The following is a 17,293-nucleotide window of genomic DNA, read 5'->3' as shown; positions in this document are numbered from 1 at the left end:
CAATTAAACTTTACTTTAAGTAATCTTAATACAATAAGAAGCAATTTGAATTTTCAGAAAAGCAGCTCGAAGAAATCTAAAGATGATGTCTTATTAATAGCTAGGCTATATGCTATTGTAGACATTTTAGAAATTAGTATCCAAGAACAAATTAACCTAATAGATCAGCTTCTAATAGATGCTAACCAACATTCTAGGATGTTTTATTCTGAAATGATGACTCATATATATTACTACCTGACTTCAGCAAATGATATGATAAATTATGTTGCTGACGATTATGAGTTTTAAAAATTAATATAATAAAAGCCTGAGTAAATATAAATATTTCTCAGGCTTTAAAATTATCTATGCTAAAACGTCTACTAACTCTTCTTTTACTAGAAATTTTTGTTTATTAACTTCTATTTTAACAACTATAAATGTTACTACACATGAAATAAAATCTGCTACTGGTTGTGCAAACCAAACACCGTTAAGTCCAAAAAATCTCGGTAATACAAGCATCATAGGTACTAACAATATTACCTGTCTTAATAAACTTAAAAACATTGCGTGTTTTGCTTTACCTATTGACTGGATATAGTTTGAACCTATCATAGACATACCTATTAAAGGCATAAACATTAAGTATTTTCTTATTCCATCAACAGATATTCTAACTAGTTCCTCATCACTATTAAACATAGCTACTATTGGTTCTGGGAAGAACTGAACTATTACCCATCCAAAACATAAACCTATAGTTGCCGCAACAACGCATATCTTTAATGTTTTTGTAGCTCTATCATATTGCTTACGTCCATAATTAAATCCTATAATTGGTTGAGCACCTTGACTTAAACCAACTATTGGCATGCCAACCATCATTATTATTGAGTTTATTGTAGCCATAGCTCCTATAGCTAAATCTCCACCGTAAGTCTTAAGCGAATTATTGCATATTATTTGAACACAACTAGCTGCTATTTGCATTGCAAAAGGTGCACTTCCTATAGCAAATATCATATTTATTAGTGATTTATCTAATTTAAGGTTTTTCTTATCAAACTTCAAGTTAGACTTACCTCTTATGAAATAAGATACTCCCCAAGTAGCTGTAATAAATTGAGAAGTAATAGTAGCTAATGCAGCTCCTTGTATTCCCATTTTGAATCCAAATATAAATAACGCATCAAGTACTATATTAGTTAAACAACCAACTATCATTATTGCTGCAGAAAGCTTTGGACTTCCATCCCCTCTAATAATATGGTTTAGAGAAAATGCAGTAATGTTAAATACTGTACCTAATAATATTATGTTTATATAAGATTTTGCATAAATTAAACTGGCATCACTTGCTCCAAATAAGGAAAGTATTTGGTTTTGGAATGTTAGACCAACTACAGTAAGTACTATTCCTATTATGATTGCTAATGACAATACGTTACCTAAAAGCCTTTGTGCTTCATCTTTCTTCCCTTGACCTAATTTAATAGATATATTTGTTGCTGTACCTATTCCTATTAACATACCAAATGCCATTATTATCGTCATAATTGGCATTGTAACTCCTAGACCTGTTATAGCTAGTGGTCCAACACCAGGTATATTTCCTATAAATATTCTATCAACTACATTGTAAAGACCATTTACCATCATCCCTACTATGGCAGGTAAAGAGTACTTAAGTAATAATTTTCCAATAGACTCTGTTCCTAAAATTTGTTGACTATTGTTCATTCATTCATTCATCTCCTTATCTTAAATTATGATTAATACAGATCTTCTTTAAGATTCTTGTAAAAGTTTCTTTTTCTTCTTCTGTTAAATTTGTTACTATTTTTTCATCCCATTCTCTAAGTATCTCAAAAATGTTGCTTTCGATAGATTTTGCCTTGTCAGTTAAGTAAACTTTATATGCTCTTCTGTCCTGCTCATCTTTTATTCTAGTTACTAAGTTTTCTTCTTCAAGCTTTTTTATCGCTCTTGCAGTAGTTCCTTTATCTATTCTGAGAATTTCAGTAAGCTCTTCTTGGCTAATACCATCTTGCCTGTAAAGTTGTGTTAAAAACATTAGTTGCCCTTGACCAATTCCAAAGGTAGAGATTTCTTTACTAATTTGTGTCCCTCCTTTTCTATATAATTGAGAAATATATTTCCCGATAGGTTCTCTTGACTTTCTTTCCATATTAATACTCCTATTTAATTTAGTTGCAAATGCAACCTAATATTTATACTTTATCATTAGTTGCATTTGCAACTTATATAATACTAACACTTTTTAGTTGTGTCCGCAACTACTTTTTCTTGTATTTTTTTAATGTTTTTCTTACATATTTGCAAAAATCATTTTCCTTATCTAAAAAAGCTATGAACTTATTAATTATCATATAACTTAATAAATTCATAGCTTCATCTTTTTTAAACATTATCTTGGTATTTTAATAATAAACTCAGTGCCTTTTCCTATTTCACTTTTCACTAATATTTCACCATTATGCTGTCTAATAATAGTTTTAACAATCGTTAAACCAACGCCAATACCACCAGTCTCTGTATTTCTTGACTTATCAACTCTATAAAACCTTTCAAATATATTGTATATATCTGCTTGTGGTATTCCTATTCCACTATCTTTTATAGAAATATGTACATAATTATAATCTTCATAAAGTTTAATGTCTATTTTACCACCATAATCAGTATATTTAATAGCATTAGACAGTAAATTTACAATAGCTTGTGAAATCTGATTTTTATCAACTCTTGTCCATATTTCCATTAAATCATAATTTATCTCTATGTTTTTATTAATAGCTTCTTTTTCATAGTTGAAAGCAATGTTTTGTATTAGTGCTTTTATATTAGTATTTTTCATATCTAATTTATTTTTTTCACTTTCGTACTTAGCAAGCTTTCTAAGTTCTCCAATTAGATAACTAATTCTTGTAATTTCTTCTCTTATACTCATTAGCCTTTCTGGTGTAGGCTCCCAAATACCATCAATAATGGCATCTAAATGTCCTTGAACGCTGGTTATTGGTGTTCTAAGTTCATGAGATATATCCGTTGTTAATCTTGTTCTTAATATTTCTTGATTATTCAATGCTAGTGATAATTTATTTATTGAGTAAATAAGTTCATCTACTTCTTGGATACTACTATCACATTCAAGTGTAGACTTAAGCTTTCCTTCTCCAATATCTTTAGCCATCTGTGATACCTCTTCTATAGGCTGAGATATTGACTTTGATATCACAATTGATATTGCTACCACACTGCCAATAGAAATTATACTTATCATTAATAGTATCTTGTCCATTATTTTTAAGAATGCAATATCTTTGTCTAAATAATAAATAGATTTAAAGTGATAAATCTTTCCGTATCCTATTAATTTATCATCATCATTATAAATACCAAATTTGTATTCTTCAAGATCTTGGCTCCAGTTATTATCAATTTTTTCCATATTTTCACTAATACTATTTAGCGTATCATTAAATAACATCTTATCTTCTTCAAAGATACTCCATATAAGCTTATCATTGCTATCATATACTTCTAGAGCCATGCCCTTATCTATAGCTCTTTCGCCTAATACTTTTATGCTATCTTTACTAAATCCTTTTAAGGAGTACATGTTCCTAATATCATAAACTAAATGTTCTACTTCCTGTTTGTTTCCTTTATCAACATATTTACTAAATTCAGATTTAAAAGTATTATGAATAAAACCTCCAATTACTACAATAGTCAGTGTAATAATCGTAACAAAAGATATGATTATATGCTTATTAAGAGATATTTTATTAAACCTGTATTCCAAATTTATAACCTACCCCATAAACAGTTTTTATTATCTTACAATTTCTTGAATCAACTTCAATCTTTTGCCTTAGATTTTTTATATGACTATCAATTACTCTATCCATTTTTTCATGATAACCATCAATAACTTTTTCTAATAATTCTTCTCTAGTAAATACTTTTGTCGGATTCAATGCCATCATCAACAATATCTTATATTCTGTATTCGTTAGTATTATTGAATTCCCTCTTACCTTGACATCATGTGAAGCTGTATTAATTATTATTTCTTCATTTAGATTTATGATTTCATTATTATCTAATTTTCCACTTCTCTTTAAGAATACTTTAATTCTTAAGATTAGCTCTTTAACGTTAAAAGGTTTGCAAATATAATCATCACAACCTAAGTTAAAACCTTCAATTCTTTCTTCATCTTCTATCATTGCTGTTAGCATTATTATTGGTGTATTAGATTTGCTTCTAATATACTTACACACATCTTCACCACTAATATCTGGTAACATCCTATCTAGAATTACTATGTCAAATATGTCATTATCAAAATACTCAATAGCACTTTTGCCATCGTATGCTACCTTTGTATTATATCCTTCATTCTCCAGATATGCTTTTACAAATTCACATATCTTTTTTTCATCATCTACAAGTAATATTTTCATCATGTTAAACTCTCCCATTAAAAAATCACCTTACTAAGAATATATATATTAGTCTTATATCACTTTTCGATTATTTTTAAATATAATATAAATCTTATTTAAAACTATCAACTTCTATAATACTATAATTACGTATTATTATGTACCATAATTTAAATTACCTCAGTATTTTTATCATATTTATGAATAAAAATCTAATATACTACTTCTTAATGTTTATGTTATTATCTTATTAATATTAATATACGGTAAAATAGAATGCTTTATTTAGTATTAACTTTTATCTTATATATAAAAAATCCTATAACGTAAACATCGTAACTGTCTACTGTATAGGATTTTCATATAGTCTATTAATTATTTATTTTACTTAATCTATATTCTTTGTACTTAGTTACTAGTTTTCTAGCCAATCATTCATGTTATCTATATTAATCCTCCAGAAGAAACTACTTTAATTTTTTTATTAATAGATTTTACATTTTTTATATATTCAGGATTAGCCAGCTATGCAGGATATAATTCAAATACAGAATTGCCTGAGTTAAGAACTCTATGAACCTCTGTAATAGTAGCCACTATTTTAGATTCTTCTAGTAGTTCTCTTCTTAGTATCCCCTGTACCGTTAAGTCCATCTGCTATTATCCCTAATTATTGATATTTTATCATTTGTAAGTTATCCATTGAATAATCACTTACTCTAAAATAAGCTGTTCCATCTTTATCTTCATATACGGCATAATTGTCTTTCTCATAAATAGTTATAGTTGTATCACAATCATCCTTAATAATTAAATATGGTGATTCCTCTACCTCACTCTTGTCAATTTCTTCCCAAGACTCAGTATCTAGATAATAATAGACATCATAAAAAGTATTACCTTCACTATAAATCTCTAAAAATTTATCTTTCTTAACATTTTCTATAGTCAATTTTTCAGTACTATCTTTAATCAACATATTACCATAAGAAGGGAATCATAAATAACAGTCTGTACTTACTGATTCAGTTTGCCCTTCAGTAACTCTTTCCATTGGCATGTAATTTATCTTAGTCCCTACAAGAGGTAACTCTCTCCTTTTTGCCTTTCTATATAGAGTACCATCATCTGACTCAATTATATAAGCTATACTATTTTCATACTCATCAGATGCTGTAGTTGTATCATATGCTGAATAAACCACATCGTAAGTTGCAATATTTTTATTTTCTTCTAAAGTGGATTTTGCAAACTCAATATTTGAAATTATCTTCATAAACTCATCTACATTAATATTTCTATAATCATCATCAAACCATCCCCAGGTTGATCCACTTTGATCATCTCTATATTTTTGAACTTGAATATGATATCTTCCTTCAAGATCATCACTTACCATAAAAAGTTTATTTTCATTTTCATTAATAAAATAATAATATACATTCTGAATATTATCATCTTTATCGTAAGATATCCTAAACTCCTCAAGCATATTATTATAATCTAAATACAGCTTTTCTTTAATATAGTTCCACTCATCTTTAATATCTCTTACATTAGCGCTATAATTTTTAATTCTATAGTCTCTATATTCTAAAGAGTTATAAATTAATCCATTTAAAAATCCAACATAAAGCATAGCAACTCCAAATACTGCACACTTATGCTTTACGATTTTATTGTTTCTCTCATTATCCTTAATAAAAAAATGGTAAATACAATAACCTAAAGGTAATAATATAGGTATACTAATAATTCCATTAAGGCTGAAATTGAATCCTCCTAAGATATAAAAGCCTATCATCTTCAACACTAAATTCGACTCATATACTTCTCCATCTTTTTTTTTATATATTTTCATAAACACGAAAATAATTAATGGTAACATCTAAATCCAAGCATACTCAGTTATAATTTTAATAAACTCTAAAAAATAAAACATACCTTCCCCACATAATTTTATAGACCTGAAAAATAATAAGAATCCAACTCTATAATACCATGATATTCCATATATTTAAAAAGTATCTAATATACTAATTTTTATAAAAATATAAATAACTATTTTAAGCAAAGCGCAAATACATTCATTATTATAATATAGGATCTTATCTTTTAATTTTTCCTCCCATAGTTCTTTAACAAAAAAATTGTTTGTAATTTAGCGTAGGGGATGATATATAAGTTCACTTGCCATTTTCAGGCACGCCCTTAGCCTGCATGGCAAAGAACTTATACATCATCCACGGAGCTATAATTACTAACAATTTTTAGTTAATTCAACCTAATCACTATATCGTACACGGTCTATTAGGCTTTCTTTGTTAAAGTTTTTACTAATCAAATAAGTCAACAACAATTGTGCAATTACAACACACACAACCATAATTAATATCTGAGCAATAGGTAATGTAAATACAGCATATGATCCTCCAGTTTTTCTAAATACATAAACTGCTATATATCCTAATATATTTCCTAAAGTCAATGAAGTAAATAACATTATTGATGTATAAAACATAGCTTCAATATTTAACATCTTTACTAACTGCTTATCAGTTAATCCTATTGCTTGTAACATACCTAGTTCTTTCTTTCTATTAATAATACTGCTTATCATTGAGTTTATTAAATTGATAAATCCTATTATCCCAATTATTACGACTAAACTATATCCAATAGCCTTTGTAGTACTTACTAAGAACTTATATGTATCTATTTCATCATCAATGTAGCTTGCTTCAAAATACTCATTGCTTTTTACTAAGTTCTCTACATAAGCTTTAACGCTATCATACTTATCTTTTTCAACATATAATCCTAACGATGTAGTTGCATCTGTTTTCACTAGTTTATCTAATACATCATCATGTACTGCAAAACTACCTGATCCACCACTTATTGCTTGCACCTTAAAATCTTTATCTACTTGTTTATCTCCATCGTATATTGTTAGAGTTATTGTATCTCCTACTTTTATATTTGCTTCTTTAACAGTTGAAGAATCATAGATTATTATTTCTTCACCTGATTTAAGTTTTTCTAAATCAATCTTTCCATCTTCTAAATACAACTCTAACTCTTCTAAATCATTTTCATTTGTTCCGACTAAACTATGATATTTATAAGATGTTTCTTCCCCTTTTAACTCTACTTTTAAATATTTTGATTTGTCTATTTTTGCTACTCCATCAATACTAAGCATTTGATTTACAAATTCTTCTCCTAATGGATTGTTCATTTGAAGTAGATTTAATTCTGTTTGATGACTTTCATCATCTCCAAAAGTATAATTAGTTAGAGATATTCCAATATCAGATGGGAAATGATTTCTAGCCATAGTCTCTCCATCTATACTATTCATCCAACAAGATATAACAATAAATATAATTCCACTAAGAGATAAAGATATTATTGTTACATAAGTACGCTTTTTGTTTCTACTTAAGTTTGCATAGGCTAGCCTTTTTAAGTTTATGGCATTATAGCCTTTTCTAGTTTTATTTTTAGTATTTTCTTGTCCATTGTATCTTACAGCATCAACTATTGAAACCTTCGACGCAACCTTCATTGGTTTTAATAAAGATAGCATAACTGCTAATAAACTAATAATTATTACTCCAATTACTATAGGTAGTTTAGGTACATCTTCAGTAAATGCAAACATCTGAGATAATAAGAACTTATTTAAAATAAAGCCTATGGCAATTCCTATAGGAATTGCTATTATTGATAAAATCATTCCTTCTTTAAGAACTATTTCTTTTATTTGCTTTTTAGTAGCACCTATTGCTCTTAATTTACCAAACTCTTGAACTTTAGTAACAATAGATAAATAGAAAATATTATATATTACTAAAATACTAGATAGTAATACTACCGCTCCTATTACTACTCTCCAAAGCATAACTTCTTCATCAGGATTTAAAGTGTTTATATAATCTTCATTTATTTTTCTATTAATCTTTGCTATTTCTAAATCTTCACCTATCTCTTCAATTTTATATTCAATTTCACCAGAAGATAATTTATTTACTCCATTAAGTGTTATATATACAATATAGTTTTCTTTTGACATATCTCTTGTTGATGTCATATAATCTTTTGAAACTGTTGCTGTATATGCTTTTTTCATTTTAGCCATTTCACTAGCTTTTGTAATTCCAGTTAATACAAACTCAGATGTCGTTTCTCCCTTTTTAGAGAAATCTTCATAAGTTAATACTATCTTTTGACCTAACTTTTTTTCATATCCTAATTTTTCAAGTGCAATATCATCAAGAACTATTTCATTAGATTTAGTTGGGAGTTTTCCTTCTAATAGCTTTGTACTATTAAATTCAATGGCATTTTCATCTAAATACATTATTCCAAGTTTATTTTCTTCGCCAATCTCTTTTATTCCAATACCATTTGATACTCCTGTATCTTCTATATCTGCATGAATCTTGATTTTCTCATAAGTAGCATCATCCACGCTTGCATATGCACCATGAAAAGTTCCTGAGTACTTTCTTACTCTTGCTTTATTACTTTCACTCCAGTCAACACAAGTCATTGCAAGTGCTGATAATAAGCCTGTTGATAAAATTATTGTTATAAGTATTAATATACTTTTTGATTTATTTTGTTTAAGATTACTTTTAGCAATTTTTGTAGTGTTAATCATTTATAACACCACCTTTTATTACTTTACCATCTTCAATATATATTACTCTATCTGCCATTTGAGCTATAGTTTCATCATGAGTTATCATTACTAGTGTTTGGTTGTATTTCTTTATCATTGTTTTTAGTAAGCTCATTACTTCATCTGAAGTTTTAGAATCTAAGTTTCCTGTTGGCTCATCAGCTAGTATTATTGAAGGCCTTGTAGCAAGAGCTCTAGCTATTGCAACCCTTTGTTGTTGTCCTCCAGATAAAGTATTTGGAAGTGACTCTTTCTTACTTGTAAGTCCTAGTGCTTCAACAATATCATTTACAAAATTTGTGTCTACTTCTTTGTTATCAAGTCCAATTGGTAATACAATATTTTCCCATACATTTAGCGATGGTATTAGATTATAGTACTGAAATATAAAGCCTATTTTTCTTCTTCTAAATATTGCAAGCTGTTCATCTTTTAGAGAAAATATATCTTTATTATCTATATAAACCTTACCCGCTGTTGGTCTATCAAGACCACCTACCATATGTAATAAAGTACTTTTACCAGAACCTGATTTTCCTACTATAGCAACAAACTCACCTTCATCTATTGAAATGTTTGTGTCATCAATTGCTTTTACTAAACTTTCACCACTTCCATAATATTTTTTTAATTTACTTGTTTTTAGTATACTCATATTTATTTGCCCCTTGTCTATGTATTATTTATACTTTAATAATACATAGATAGTCTTTCATTAATCTTACAAGAAGTCTTACACTTTTGTAAGAAACAATGAAAACTTACTTCCAATACCTTTCTTTGATGAAACAATAATATTTCCACCTTGTCTTTCTAATATTTTTCTACTTAAATATAATCCCACACCTGATCCTTCTATACTTTCAACTTCTTCACTTCTATAAAATCTTTTAAATATGTCGTTATATTTTGAAGTATCTATTCCAATACCATTGTCTTCAATATCTATTCTAATAAAATTAATAGTATCATTTACTGAGAGTTTAATTTCTCCATTTTCATCAGTATACTTTACACCATTATCAAGTACGTTAAATATACATTCTTCCGTCCACTTTGAATCATGTAATATAAAGCTATCTTTAAAGTCTTCATAGTTAATATTGATATTCTTTATGTTTGCTTTTGCTTTTACACTACTTATAGCTCTATTGATAGTTTCTTTAATACTTTTATTTTCTTTTTTAATACTTATCATTCCAGCTTCCATTCTAGAAATATTAACCAATGAATTTATAAGATTGTGTAATTTATTAATAGACATTTCATTGGTTTTTAAAAATTCTAATCTATCTTCTTCATCAATTTCTTCTTCAATTAACAATGTGTTATATAGCTTTAGTGATGCTAGTGGAGTTTTTAATTGATGAGATATATCTGTTACCAACTCTTTAATACTTTCTTTTTCTTTATCCAAGTTAATAATCTTTATATGTAAACTTCGTGATAACTTATTAAGGTCGCTATTAATAACACTAAATATTCCATCGTCATCACTTTTTATTTCTGAATAATCTCCATTATTTATTATTTTTTGTAGTACTCTACTTAACTCTTCAAGGTTCTTAAATACATATTTTACTAAGCTAATTAAAAGTATAATTATTGAGGCACTTATTGCTAAAAATCCAATAATATTTGTAATCATAAAAGTTGATAATTGATTGGTAAAGTTAATATTTTTACCCATTTCATAATTTTCATCATAGCCAAGTTTACTAAGTGTTATTTCACCTAATTCTTTATAATCATCATTAGAATAGTATATAGACTTTACTATATCTACTTCATCTTCTGGGTATTTATTTACTAAAGTACCGACTATTCTTTTATTAATTTCATTTTGCTCTTTATAAATGCTTTTTAAATTATTGTACTGAAAATATGTAAATATAGAAAAAATCAAACTTATGGACAATACTGCAATAATAAAAATCTTTTTAAAGATAGGTTCTCTTCTTAATATAGTAATCATTTTTTTAAACACCTCTTTGCAAAAGAATATCCTAATCCACGAATATTTTTTATATATTCTGGATTTGAAGGATTGTCTTCAACTTTTTGTCTAAGTCTTCTAATATTTACTGCTATAGTATTTTCATCAACAAAGTTTCCATCTATATCCCAAAGTACTTCTAATAATTGTTCTTTAGTAACTGTCTGAGTTGAGTTTTCCATAAGATATTTTAGTAACTTAGCTTCATTATTGCTTAGTAGTGTTTCGTAATTTGCCTTAATAATCTTGTTATTTACATAATCAAATCTTATTTTTTCACAAGTTAATATGTTTTCAGTATTAGTTGAGCCAACTCGTCTCATATACGCGTTTATCTTTGATATTAATACTATTAAGCTAAATGGCTTAGTAATATAATCATCTGCTCCTATATCATAACCTGTTACTATATCTATTTCTTGATCTAGTGCAGTTAAGATAATAATATAAACGTTACTATTTTTTCTTATTTCTTCACAAAAATCTAATCCGGATCCATCTGGTAATCCTACATCAGAAATTATTAAATCTATTTTACTATTATTAAATACGTCTCTTGCTTCACCTATAGTAAAGGTATTATAAACCTCATATCCTTCTCTTTTTAGTTTAAAGCTTATTCCTCTATTTAATGATTTATCATCTTCTAAAAGTAAAATACTTCCCATGTTTCCTCCTAATATATTAAGTAGTCTTTCCATTATATAATAGCAAAATATTTCATTATTAGCTATTTCGCATCAAAATTAGTACATTTTAGCCTTTTTTGTGTATTTGTCATGTAATTATGGACATATTTTGCAAACCCATGTAAAATACAATTATTGGAATAACTTCTGTAATAAATTTTAAGGAGTATTGATAAATGAACATAGAAAATTCTATAGATATATATAAATTATTTTTACAAAACATGCCCTACCCAGTTTGGATATCTGGAGTTGATACCAGGCTTCTTTTTATAAATGAACACTATGAGAAAATGTACAATGTTAATGCTTATGACGTTGTAGGTAAAAAAAACATTGATGCCTTTCCCTTTGAAGCAGCTAATTTATACAATAGATTGTTAGATGAAGTTTTAGTAAGCCAACAATTAACAATTTCTGAGTGCGAAATTAATGGTTCTCAAATGGAAGCATATATCTTCCCAATGATTGACTCTAACAATAAGATACAAGGTGTTGCCGGTATAGTTATTGATGTTAATGATAAAAAACAAAAACAAATTGAAGTAATAAATCAAAAGAATATTTTAAGAACTATTATTGATACAGTTCCTGAAGCAATTTTTTATAAAGATAAGGACTGTAGATATATAGGATATAATAAAGCTTTTGAAGAAGTATACACTAAAATGGGAGTTACAGAAATACTAGGAAAGACTGATTTGGATCTTCTTGATAATCAATCATCTGCCATGCAATTTATTGAACAAGATAGGTTGATTATGGAAAATAAAAAACCACAACACTTCCAATATAGTTTTAACCCAATGGATATTGATTATAGAACAGAAGAAAGTATAAAAACGCCTATTATTAACGAGGAAGGTGAAGTTATTGGTTTAGTCGGATTGGCTAGGGATATTACTGATCGAATAAAAATAGAAGAAAAACTTAGGTACTTAAGTGAAATAGATATGCTTACTGGTTTATACAATAGAAATAGCTTTGAAGAAAAAATTAAGGAATTAAATCATTTTAAATATCATCCCCTTGGTATAATAATGGGTGATGTTAATGGACTTAAAGTATTAAATGATACACTTGGTCATTTTGAAGGTGATAAGCTATTGAAAAGCATCTCTTCTGTACTAAAATCAGTGTGCAAGGAAAGCGGTTACGTATTTAGGTGGGGCGGAGATGAATTTATTATCTTAGTTCCTAATTGTGATGAGTTTAAGTGTGAGAGACTAATGAGAAGTATTCTTTACAAGTGTAAACAGGAAGAATACGAATATATGCAACTTAGCATTGCATTAGGCGAAAACGTTAAATACGATGTTGATGAAGATATATATGAATCTATAAAAAAAGTTGAAGAAAAAGTTTATAGACAAAAGCTTCTTGAGAGAAAGAGTATTAAAAGTTCTATTATAGAATCTTTAATGAACAGCTTAGAAGAAAAAAATCTTGAGACAAATGAACATGCTCAAAGAGTTGTAAAATATGCTTTTGCTATAGGGAGAAAATTAGATTTTAAAATGTCAGAGTTGGATGAACTTATTCTTGTAGCTAAACTGCACGATATTGGTAAAATAGGAATAAGTGAAGATATTTTATTAAAGCCAGGAAAGCTAACTTCTGATGAATATGAAATTATGAAAACTCACACTGAAAAAGGTTATAGAATTATTAATGCTTCTAGTGAGCTTGGTAATGTTGCTAAATGTGTGTTAACTCATCATGAAAAATGGGACGGAAGTGGTTATCCTCTTGGTCTATCAAAAGAAGAAATACCTTTAATTGCAAGAATAATAAACATAGCTGATTCTTATGATGTTATGACCACAGATAGGACTTATAAAAAAGCTATGAGTAAAGAAGAAGCTATTTACGAACTTAATAGATGTTCTGGAACACAGTTTGACCCTACCTTAGTAGCATATTTTATAGATTTTCTTGAAAAAGAGGCCAATAATGAATTAGAAATAGACGCAAACTTATTAGCTTACAATTTATAAACTTATCTAATAACTTATATTAAATGCAAAAGGACTATTACAACTTACTCAGTTATAGCAGTCCTTTATTATATATCATTTTGTTATGCATTTACAACATTATCTGGAAATCTATTATAAAACTCAACTTTAACTTTTTCAATCCTTCTACTTCCTACTTTCAGAATCTTAAGCTTTATATCCTCTAATTCTACTTCTGCTCCTTCCTTTGGTATTTCTCCAAAGGCAGTTAATAAATATCCATTTAATGTGTCATATTCTCCATCTTCTATATCTATGTCAAATTTATCGTTGAAGTCACTAACTGATAAAATGCCTTTTACAATAAAGTTATCGTCATCAATTTTTAATACATCTGAGTCTTCTAAATCATACTCATCATCAATATCACCCATTATTTCTTCTACTAAATCCTCCATAGTAACAATCCCAGAGAAACCTCCATATTCGTCAAATAACAGGGCAAGATGTGTTCTTTTTTCCTTTAGTAATTTAAATAGCTCATCTGTTTTTTTTGTTTCTGGTACAAAACAAGGTTCTTGAAGAATATTTTCTATTTTGATATTTTCAAAGCCATGTTTTCTTGCTTCTATCATTAAATCCTTAACATATAAAACACCTATTATGTTATCAATTTGTTCCTTATATACTGGTATTCTTGAGTAGTTTTGCTCTAATACATTATCTAGAATACTTTCTATATTATCCTCAATATTAATAATAAATGTATCTTTCCTAGATATCATAATTTCTTTTGCCATCTTATCATTAAATTCAAAAACTCTAGATATCATTGCTTTTTCTTCATCTTCAATACATCCATCTTGAAGTGATTTAGCAATTAAAGTTTTTATTTCTTCTTCAGATACTTTTTCTTCAATATCAATGTCATGATTACCAGTAAGTTTTAATACTATACTAGTGGATACTGAAAGAATTTTTACAAATGGCTTTGCTATTAATGATATATAATATATTGGCTTTACTACAAATAAAGATATTCTTTCTGATTTTTTAAGTGCTATCCTCTTAGGTACTAATTCTCCAAATACTAAAGTAAAGAAAGATAGTATTATTGTAATACTAATCACACTGATTGCCTGTGCATAAGGAATGTTAAAAGAATTAATAGATTTCGTTATATAACCTGATATTCCTGTTGCGGCTTGTGCACTCGAGAAAAATCCAGCTAAAGTTATACCTATTTGAATTGTTGATAAAAAATTACTTGGTTCCTTCATTAGTTTTTCAAGTAATTGTGCTTTTAGGTTACCATCCTCACTTAACTTTTTAACTTTCGATTTGTTTACTGACACTATAGCCATCTCAGCTGATGCAAAGAAAGCATTAACTGCCGTAAGTAAAATTATTAATATTAATTGTGGGATGATGGACCTGGGGTCTGCGTCTAAATTATTCATTGATTCCTCCTTAAAAATAGTTTTAAGAGATTATATCATATTTCTAATGTATTATGTATGAATTTTTAATGAAAAGTGTGCATTAAATAAAAAAATAAAATTATTATATTTTAAAATTAGAGCTACTAGTTAAAAACTAGCAGCTCAATAATAATAAAAGATTTCATTTTCTATTAACCAATTTTCATAACAAACTTAACCTTACCATTCATATCTTTTTCTATACCTGAGAAATTATTATATTCTTTAGATAAATCTAAAAGCTCATCTTTTATATCAATAATATTTTCAATATCTTTTAATTTTATATTTCCTTCATTATAAATTTTATCTAAGCCTTCTGATTTTAATTTATATACACCATCATATAAGTCTTTTGAACCTTTCGCTAAGTCATTAGTACCATTTAATAGTTTACTAGAATTTGTGCTAAGTTCTTTTGTTCCTTTTGCTAAAGATTTACTACCTGCACCTAATTGGCTAGCCCCTTTATTTAAATCGTTTGCTCCTTTTGCCAGTTGTTCTCCTCCAGATTTTATTTCTAATGCTGCTTGTGATAATTGATCAGAGTTTGCTGTTAATTTTGAACCAGCATTTACTAAATTATTAAAGTTACTAGCATAAGTATTTGAACCTTCATTTAATTTCCCAAGTCCAATATTTAAATTATTTACTCCACCATATAATCCTGACATACCTGATTTAATATTATTTATACCACCTTTTTGTCCTTGTGATACTTGAGTTAATCCTTGAGATATTTCATTTAGTTGTGCTGCTAACTCTGGATTTGTGCTTGATACTGAATTAGCAATACTATTTAATTTACTTGAGGCATCATCAATGTTATTTGTTGATGATAGTAGTGCGTCTAACCCTGAATTACTTTGACCAAGTCCTTTTAATACTTGTGTACTTCCTGCATAAGAGTCAGTTATTCCTTTTTTGATCATAGAGTATGCACTATTTAATTGAGAACTATTAGCTACATATTGTTTTACACCTTCACAGAACTTATTTTGTGCATCACTTAGTTGAGTTAGTGATTGACTAAGCTTCTTTGCTCCTGCTTCTAAAGTTGGAGTTGAGTTTATAAGCTTATCAATTCCTAGGTTTAGTTTATTTGTTCCTTCATCTATTGATTTTACACCTTTATCAAATTTTACAAAATTTGTGTTAAGCTCATTATTTCCATTTAGTAATTTTTGTGATCCATCTAATAATTGTGTTGATCCATTGTTTAAATCATCTAACACCTTAGATAAATCATTTATTGTTGAATTTTCATCTAACCCCTGTAATTCTGGCAATTGTGGTGTTGCAGCAAGCATAATTGTTGGTGCTTCAAAGTTTGTAGCTTCTCCTTCTATTACTAATGTATCTTTTAAATCTATATATTTATTAAATTCTTCATCTAAATCTAGCGATTCTTTTAATCCTGGACTTGAAGCAAAAGTTATTGAACAATTTTTACCATCATCAATTAATTCACCACTATTTATTTTTACATTCTTTACATTTTCTCTATTAAACAATACTTCTGTTGCAGTTAAAAATGGTACATATAATTCTCTTTCTTTTCCATTTATAGTACACTTTCTTTTTTCGTTATTTATGAGGCTTATAGTTATTTTAAATTTACCAGACTTACCTTTTAGCTCATCAGGTTTTATTTCTTTACCATTAAGTTCATATTTTATTTGTACATTAATAGGAAGTTCTTGGTTACTTTCTCCTTTGTAATATAAATCTTCTTCGTTAACATTCCAATCTATATTCTTACCGTTAATAGTTGGCTTTTCATCTCCCTTAACATTAGTAATATTTGTAAGATTGCTAATATCCTTAAATTCACCTAACTTATTATCTGAGTTTATCCATGATGAAACAATTGTTTTTTCAATATTTCCATTGCTATCTAGTATTGAATATACCGTTTCCTCTTTATTTACATCTGCAAATGATACACCTGTATTAAAAAGTATCATTAATCCTGTTAATGATGCAATTGATTTTTTAGGTAAATTAATTTTTCTCATG

15 protein-coding genes are annotated in these 17,293 nt (G+C 27.7%); 2 read left to right on the top strand and 13 right to left on the bottom strand.

Annotated features, from left to right (window positions below):
• Positions 1-45: 45 nt before the first annotated feature.
• Positions 46-291: a hypothetical protein gene (locus tag ACI48P_RS07715; RefSeq protein ID WP_475214908.1), complete on the top strand. Its 246-nt coding sequence runs from the start codon at positions 46-48 to the stop codon at positions 289-291.
• 57 nt (positions 292-348) lie between these two features.
• Here ACI48P_RS07715 and ACI48P_RS07710 read toward each other — a convergent pair whose 3' ends face one another.
• The 11 genes from ACI48P_RS07710 to ACI48P_RS07660 form a co-directional block, all read right to left on the bottom strand.
• The gene (locus ACI48P_RS07710) at positions 349-1,725 is read right to left on the bottom strand and encodes an MATE family efflux transporter (RefSeq protein WP_475214907.1); all 1,377 of its coding nucleotides are present in this window, start codon (positions 1,723-1,725) and stop codon (positions 349-351) included.
• A 16-nt stretch (positions 1,726-1,741) separates the two neighbouring features.
• A complete protein-coding gene (locus ACI48P_RS07705; RefSeq protein ID WP_475214906.1) occupies positions 1,742-2,173 on the bottom strand; it encodes a MarR family winged helix-turn-helix transcriptional regulator in 432 nt (143 codons plus the stop codon).
• A 240-nt stretch (positions 2,174-2,413) separates the two neighbouring features.
• Complete coding sequence (locus ACI48P_RS07700) at positions 2,414-3,814, bottom strand: sensor histidine kinase (protein WP_475214905.1); 1,401 nt, start codon at positions 3,812-3,814, stop codon at positions 2,414-2,416.
• A complete protein-coding gene (locus ACI48P_RS07695) occupies positions 3,798-4,481 on the bottom strand; it encodes a response regulator transcription factor (RefSeq protein WP_475214904.1) in 684 nt (227 codons plus the stop codon). The genes ACI48P_RS07700 and ACI48P_RS07695 overlap by 17 nt, the downstream gene beginning before the upstream one ends.
• 504 nt (positions 4,482-4,985) lie before the next feature.
• Entirely contained in the window at positions 4,986-5,114 is a 129-nt protein-coding gene (locus tag ACI48P_RS07690) for a hypothetical protein (RefSeq protein WP_475214903.1), read from the bottom strand.
• A gap of 16 nt (positions 5,115-5,130) precedes the next feature.
• Positions 5,131-5,436, bottom strand: a complete 306-nt coding sequence (locus ACI48P_RS07685; protein ID WP_475214902.1) for a hypothetical protein — start codon at positions 5,434-5,436, stop codon at positions 5,131-5,133.
• Positions 5,437-5,457: 21 nt separating this feature from the next.
• The gene (locus ACI48P_RS07680; protein ID WP_475214901.1) at positions 5,458-6,273 is read right to left on the bottom strand and encodes a hypothetical protein; all 816 of its coding nucleotides are present in this window, start codon (positions 6,271-6,273) and stop codon (positions 5,458-5,460) included.
• A gap of 471 nt (positions 6,274-6,744) precedes the next feature.
• The gene (locus tag ACI48P_RS07675) at positions 6,745-9,129 is read right to left on the bottom strand and encodes an ABC transporter permease (protein ID WP_475214900.1); all 2,385 of its coding nucleotides are present in this window, start codon (positions 9,127-9,129) and stop codon (positions 6,745-6,747) included.
• The gene (locus ACI48P_RS07670; protein ID WP_475214899.1) at positions 9,122-9,805 is read right to left on the bottom strand and encodes an ABC transporter ATP-binding protein; all 684 of its coding nucleotides are present in this window, start codon (positions 9,803-9,805) and stop codon (positions 9,122-9,124) included. The genes ACI48P_RS07675 and ACI48P_RS07670 overlap by 8 nt, the downstream gene beginning before the upstream one ends.
• 78 nt (positions 9,806-9,883) lie before the next feature.
• Positions 9,884-11,125: a sensor histidine kinase gene (locus ACI48P_RS07665; protein WP_475214898.1), complete on the bottom strand. Its 1,242-nt coding sequence runs from the start codon at positions 11,123-11,125 to the stop codon at positions 9,884-9,886.
• Positions 11,122-11,814, bottom strand: coding sequence for a response regulator transcription factor (locus tag ACI48P_RS07660; protein WP_475214897.1), 693 nt, complete (start codon positions 11,812-11,814; stop codon positions 11,122-11,124). Before ACI48P_RS07660 ends, ACI48P_RS07665 begins: the two co-directional genes overlap by 4 nt.
• 197 nt (positions 11,815-12,011) lie before the next feature.
• Here ACI48P_RS07660 and ACI48P_RS07655 point away from each other — a divergent pair, with 197 nt between their 5' ends.
• Complete coding sequence (locus ACI48P_RS07655; protein WP_475214896.1) at positions 12,012-13,832, top strand: sensor domain-containing diguanylate cyclase/phosphohydrolase; 1,821 nt, start codon at positions 12,012-12,014, stop codon at positions 13,830-13,832.
• An 83-nt stretch (positions 13,833-13,915) separates the two neighbouring features.
• Here ACI48P_RS07655 and ACI48P_RS07650 read toward each other — a convergent pair whose 3' ends face one another.
• Positions 13,916-15,253, bottom strand: coding sequence for a hemolysin family protein (locus ACI48P_RS07650; RefSeq protein WP_475214895.1), 1,338 nt, complete (start codon positions 15,251-15,253; stop codon positions 13,916-13,918).
• 173 nt (positions 15,254-15,426) lie between these two features.
• Positions 15,427-17,292, bottom strand: a complete 1,866-nt coding sequence (locus tag ACI48P_RS07645) for a hypothetical protein (protein WP_475214894.1) — start codon at positions 17,290-17,292, stop codon at positions 15,427-15,429.
• Position 17,293 lies beyond the last annotated feature (1 nt).

It is taken from the genome of Romboutsia sp. LXY-2, from assembly GCF_056171995.1.
Note: the sequence above shows the minus strand (reverse complement) of the source record. Positions and strands in the feature narration are given on the sequence as shown.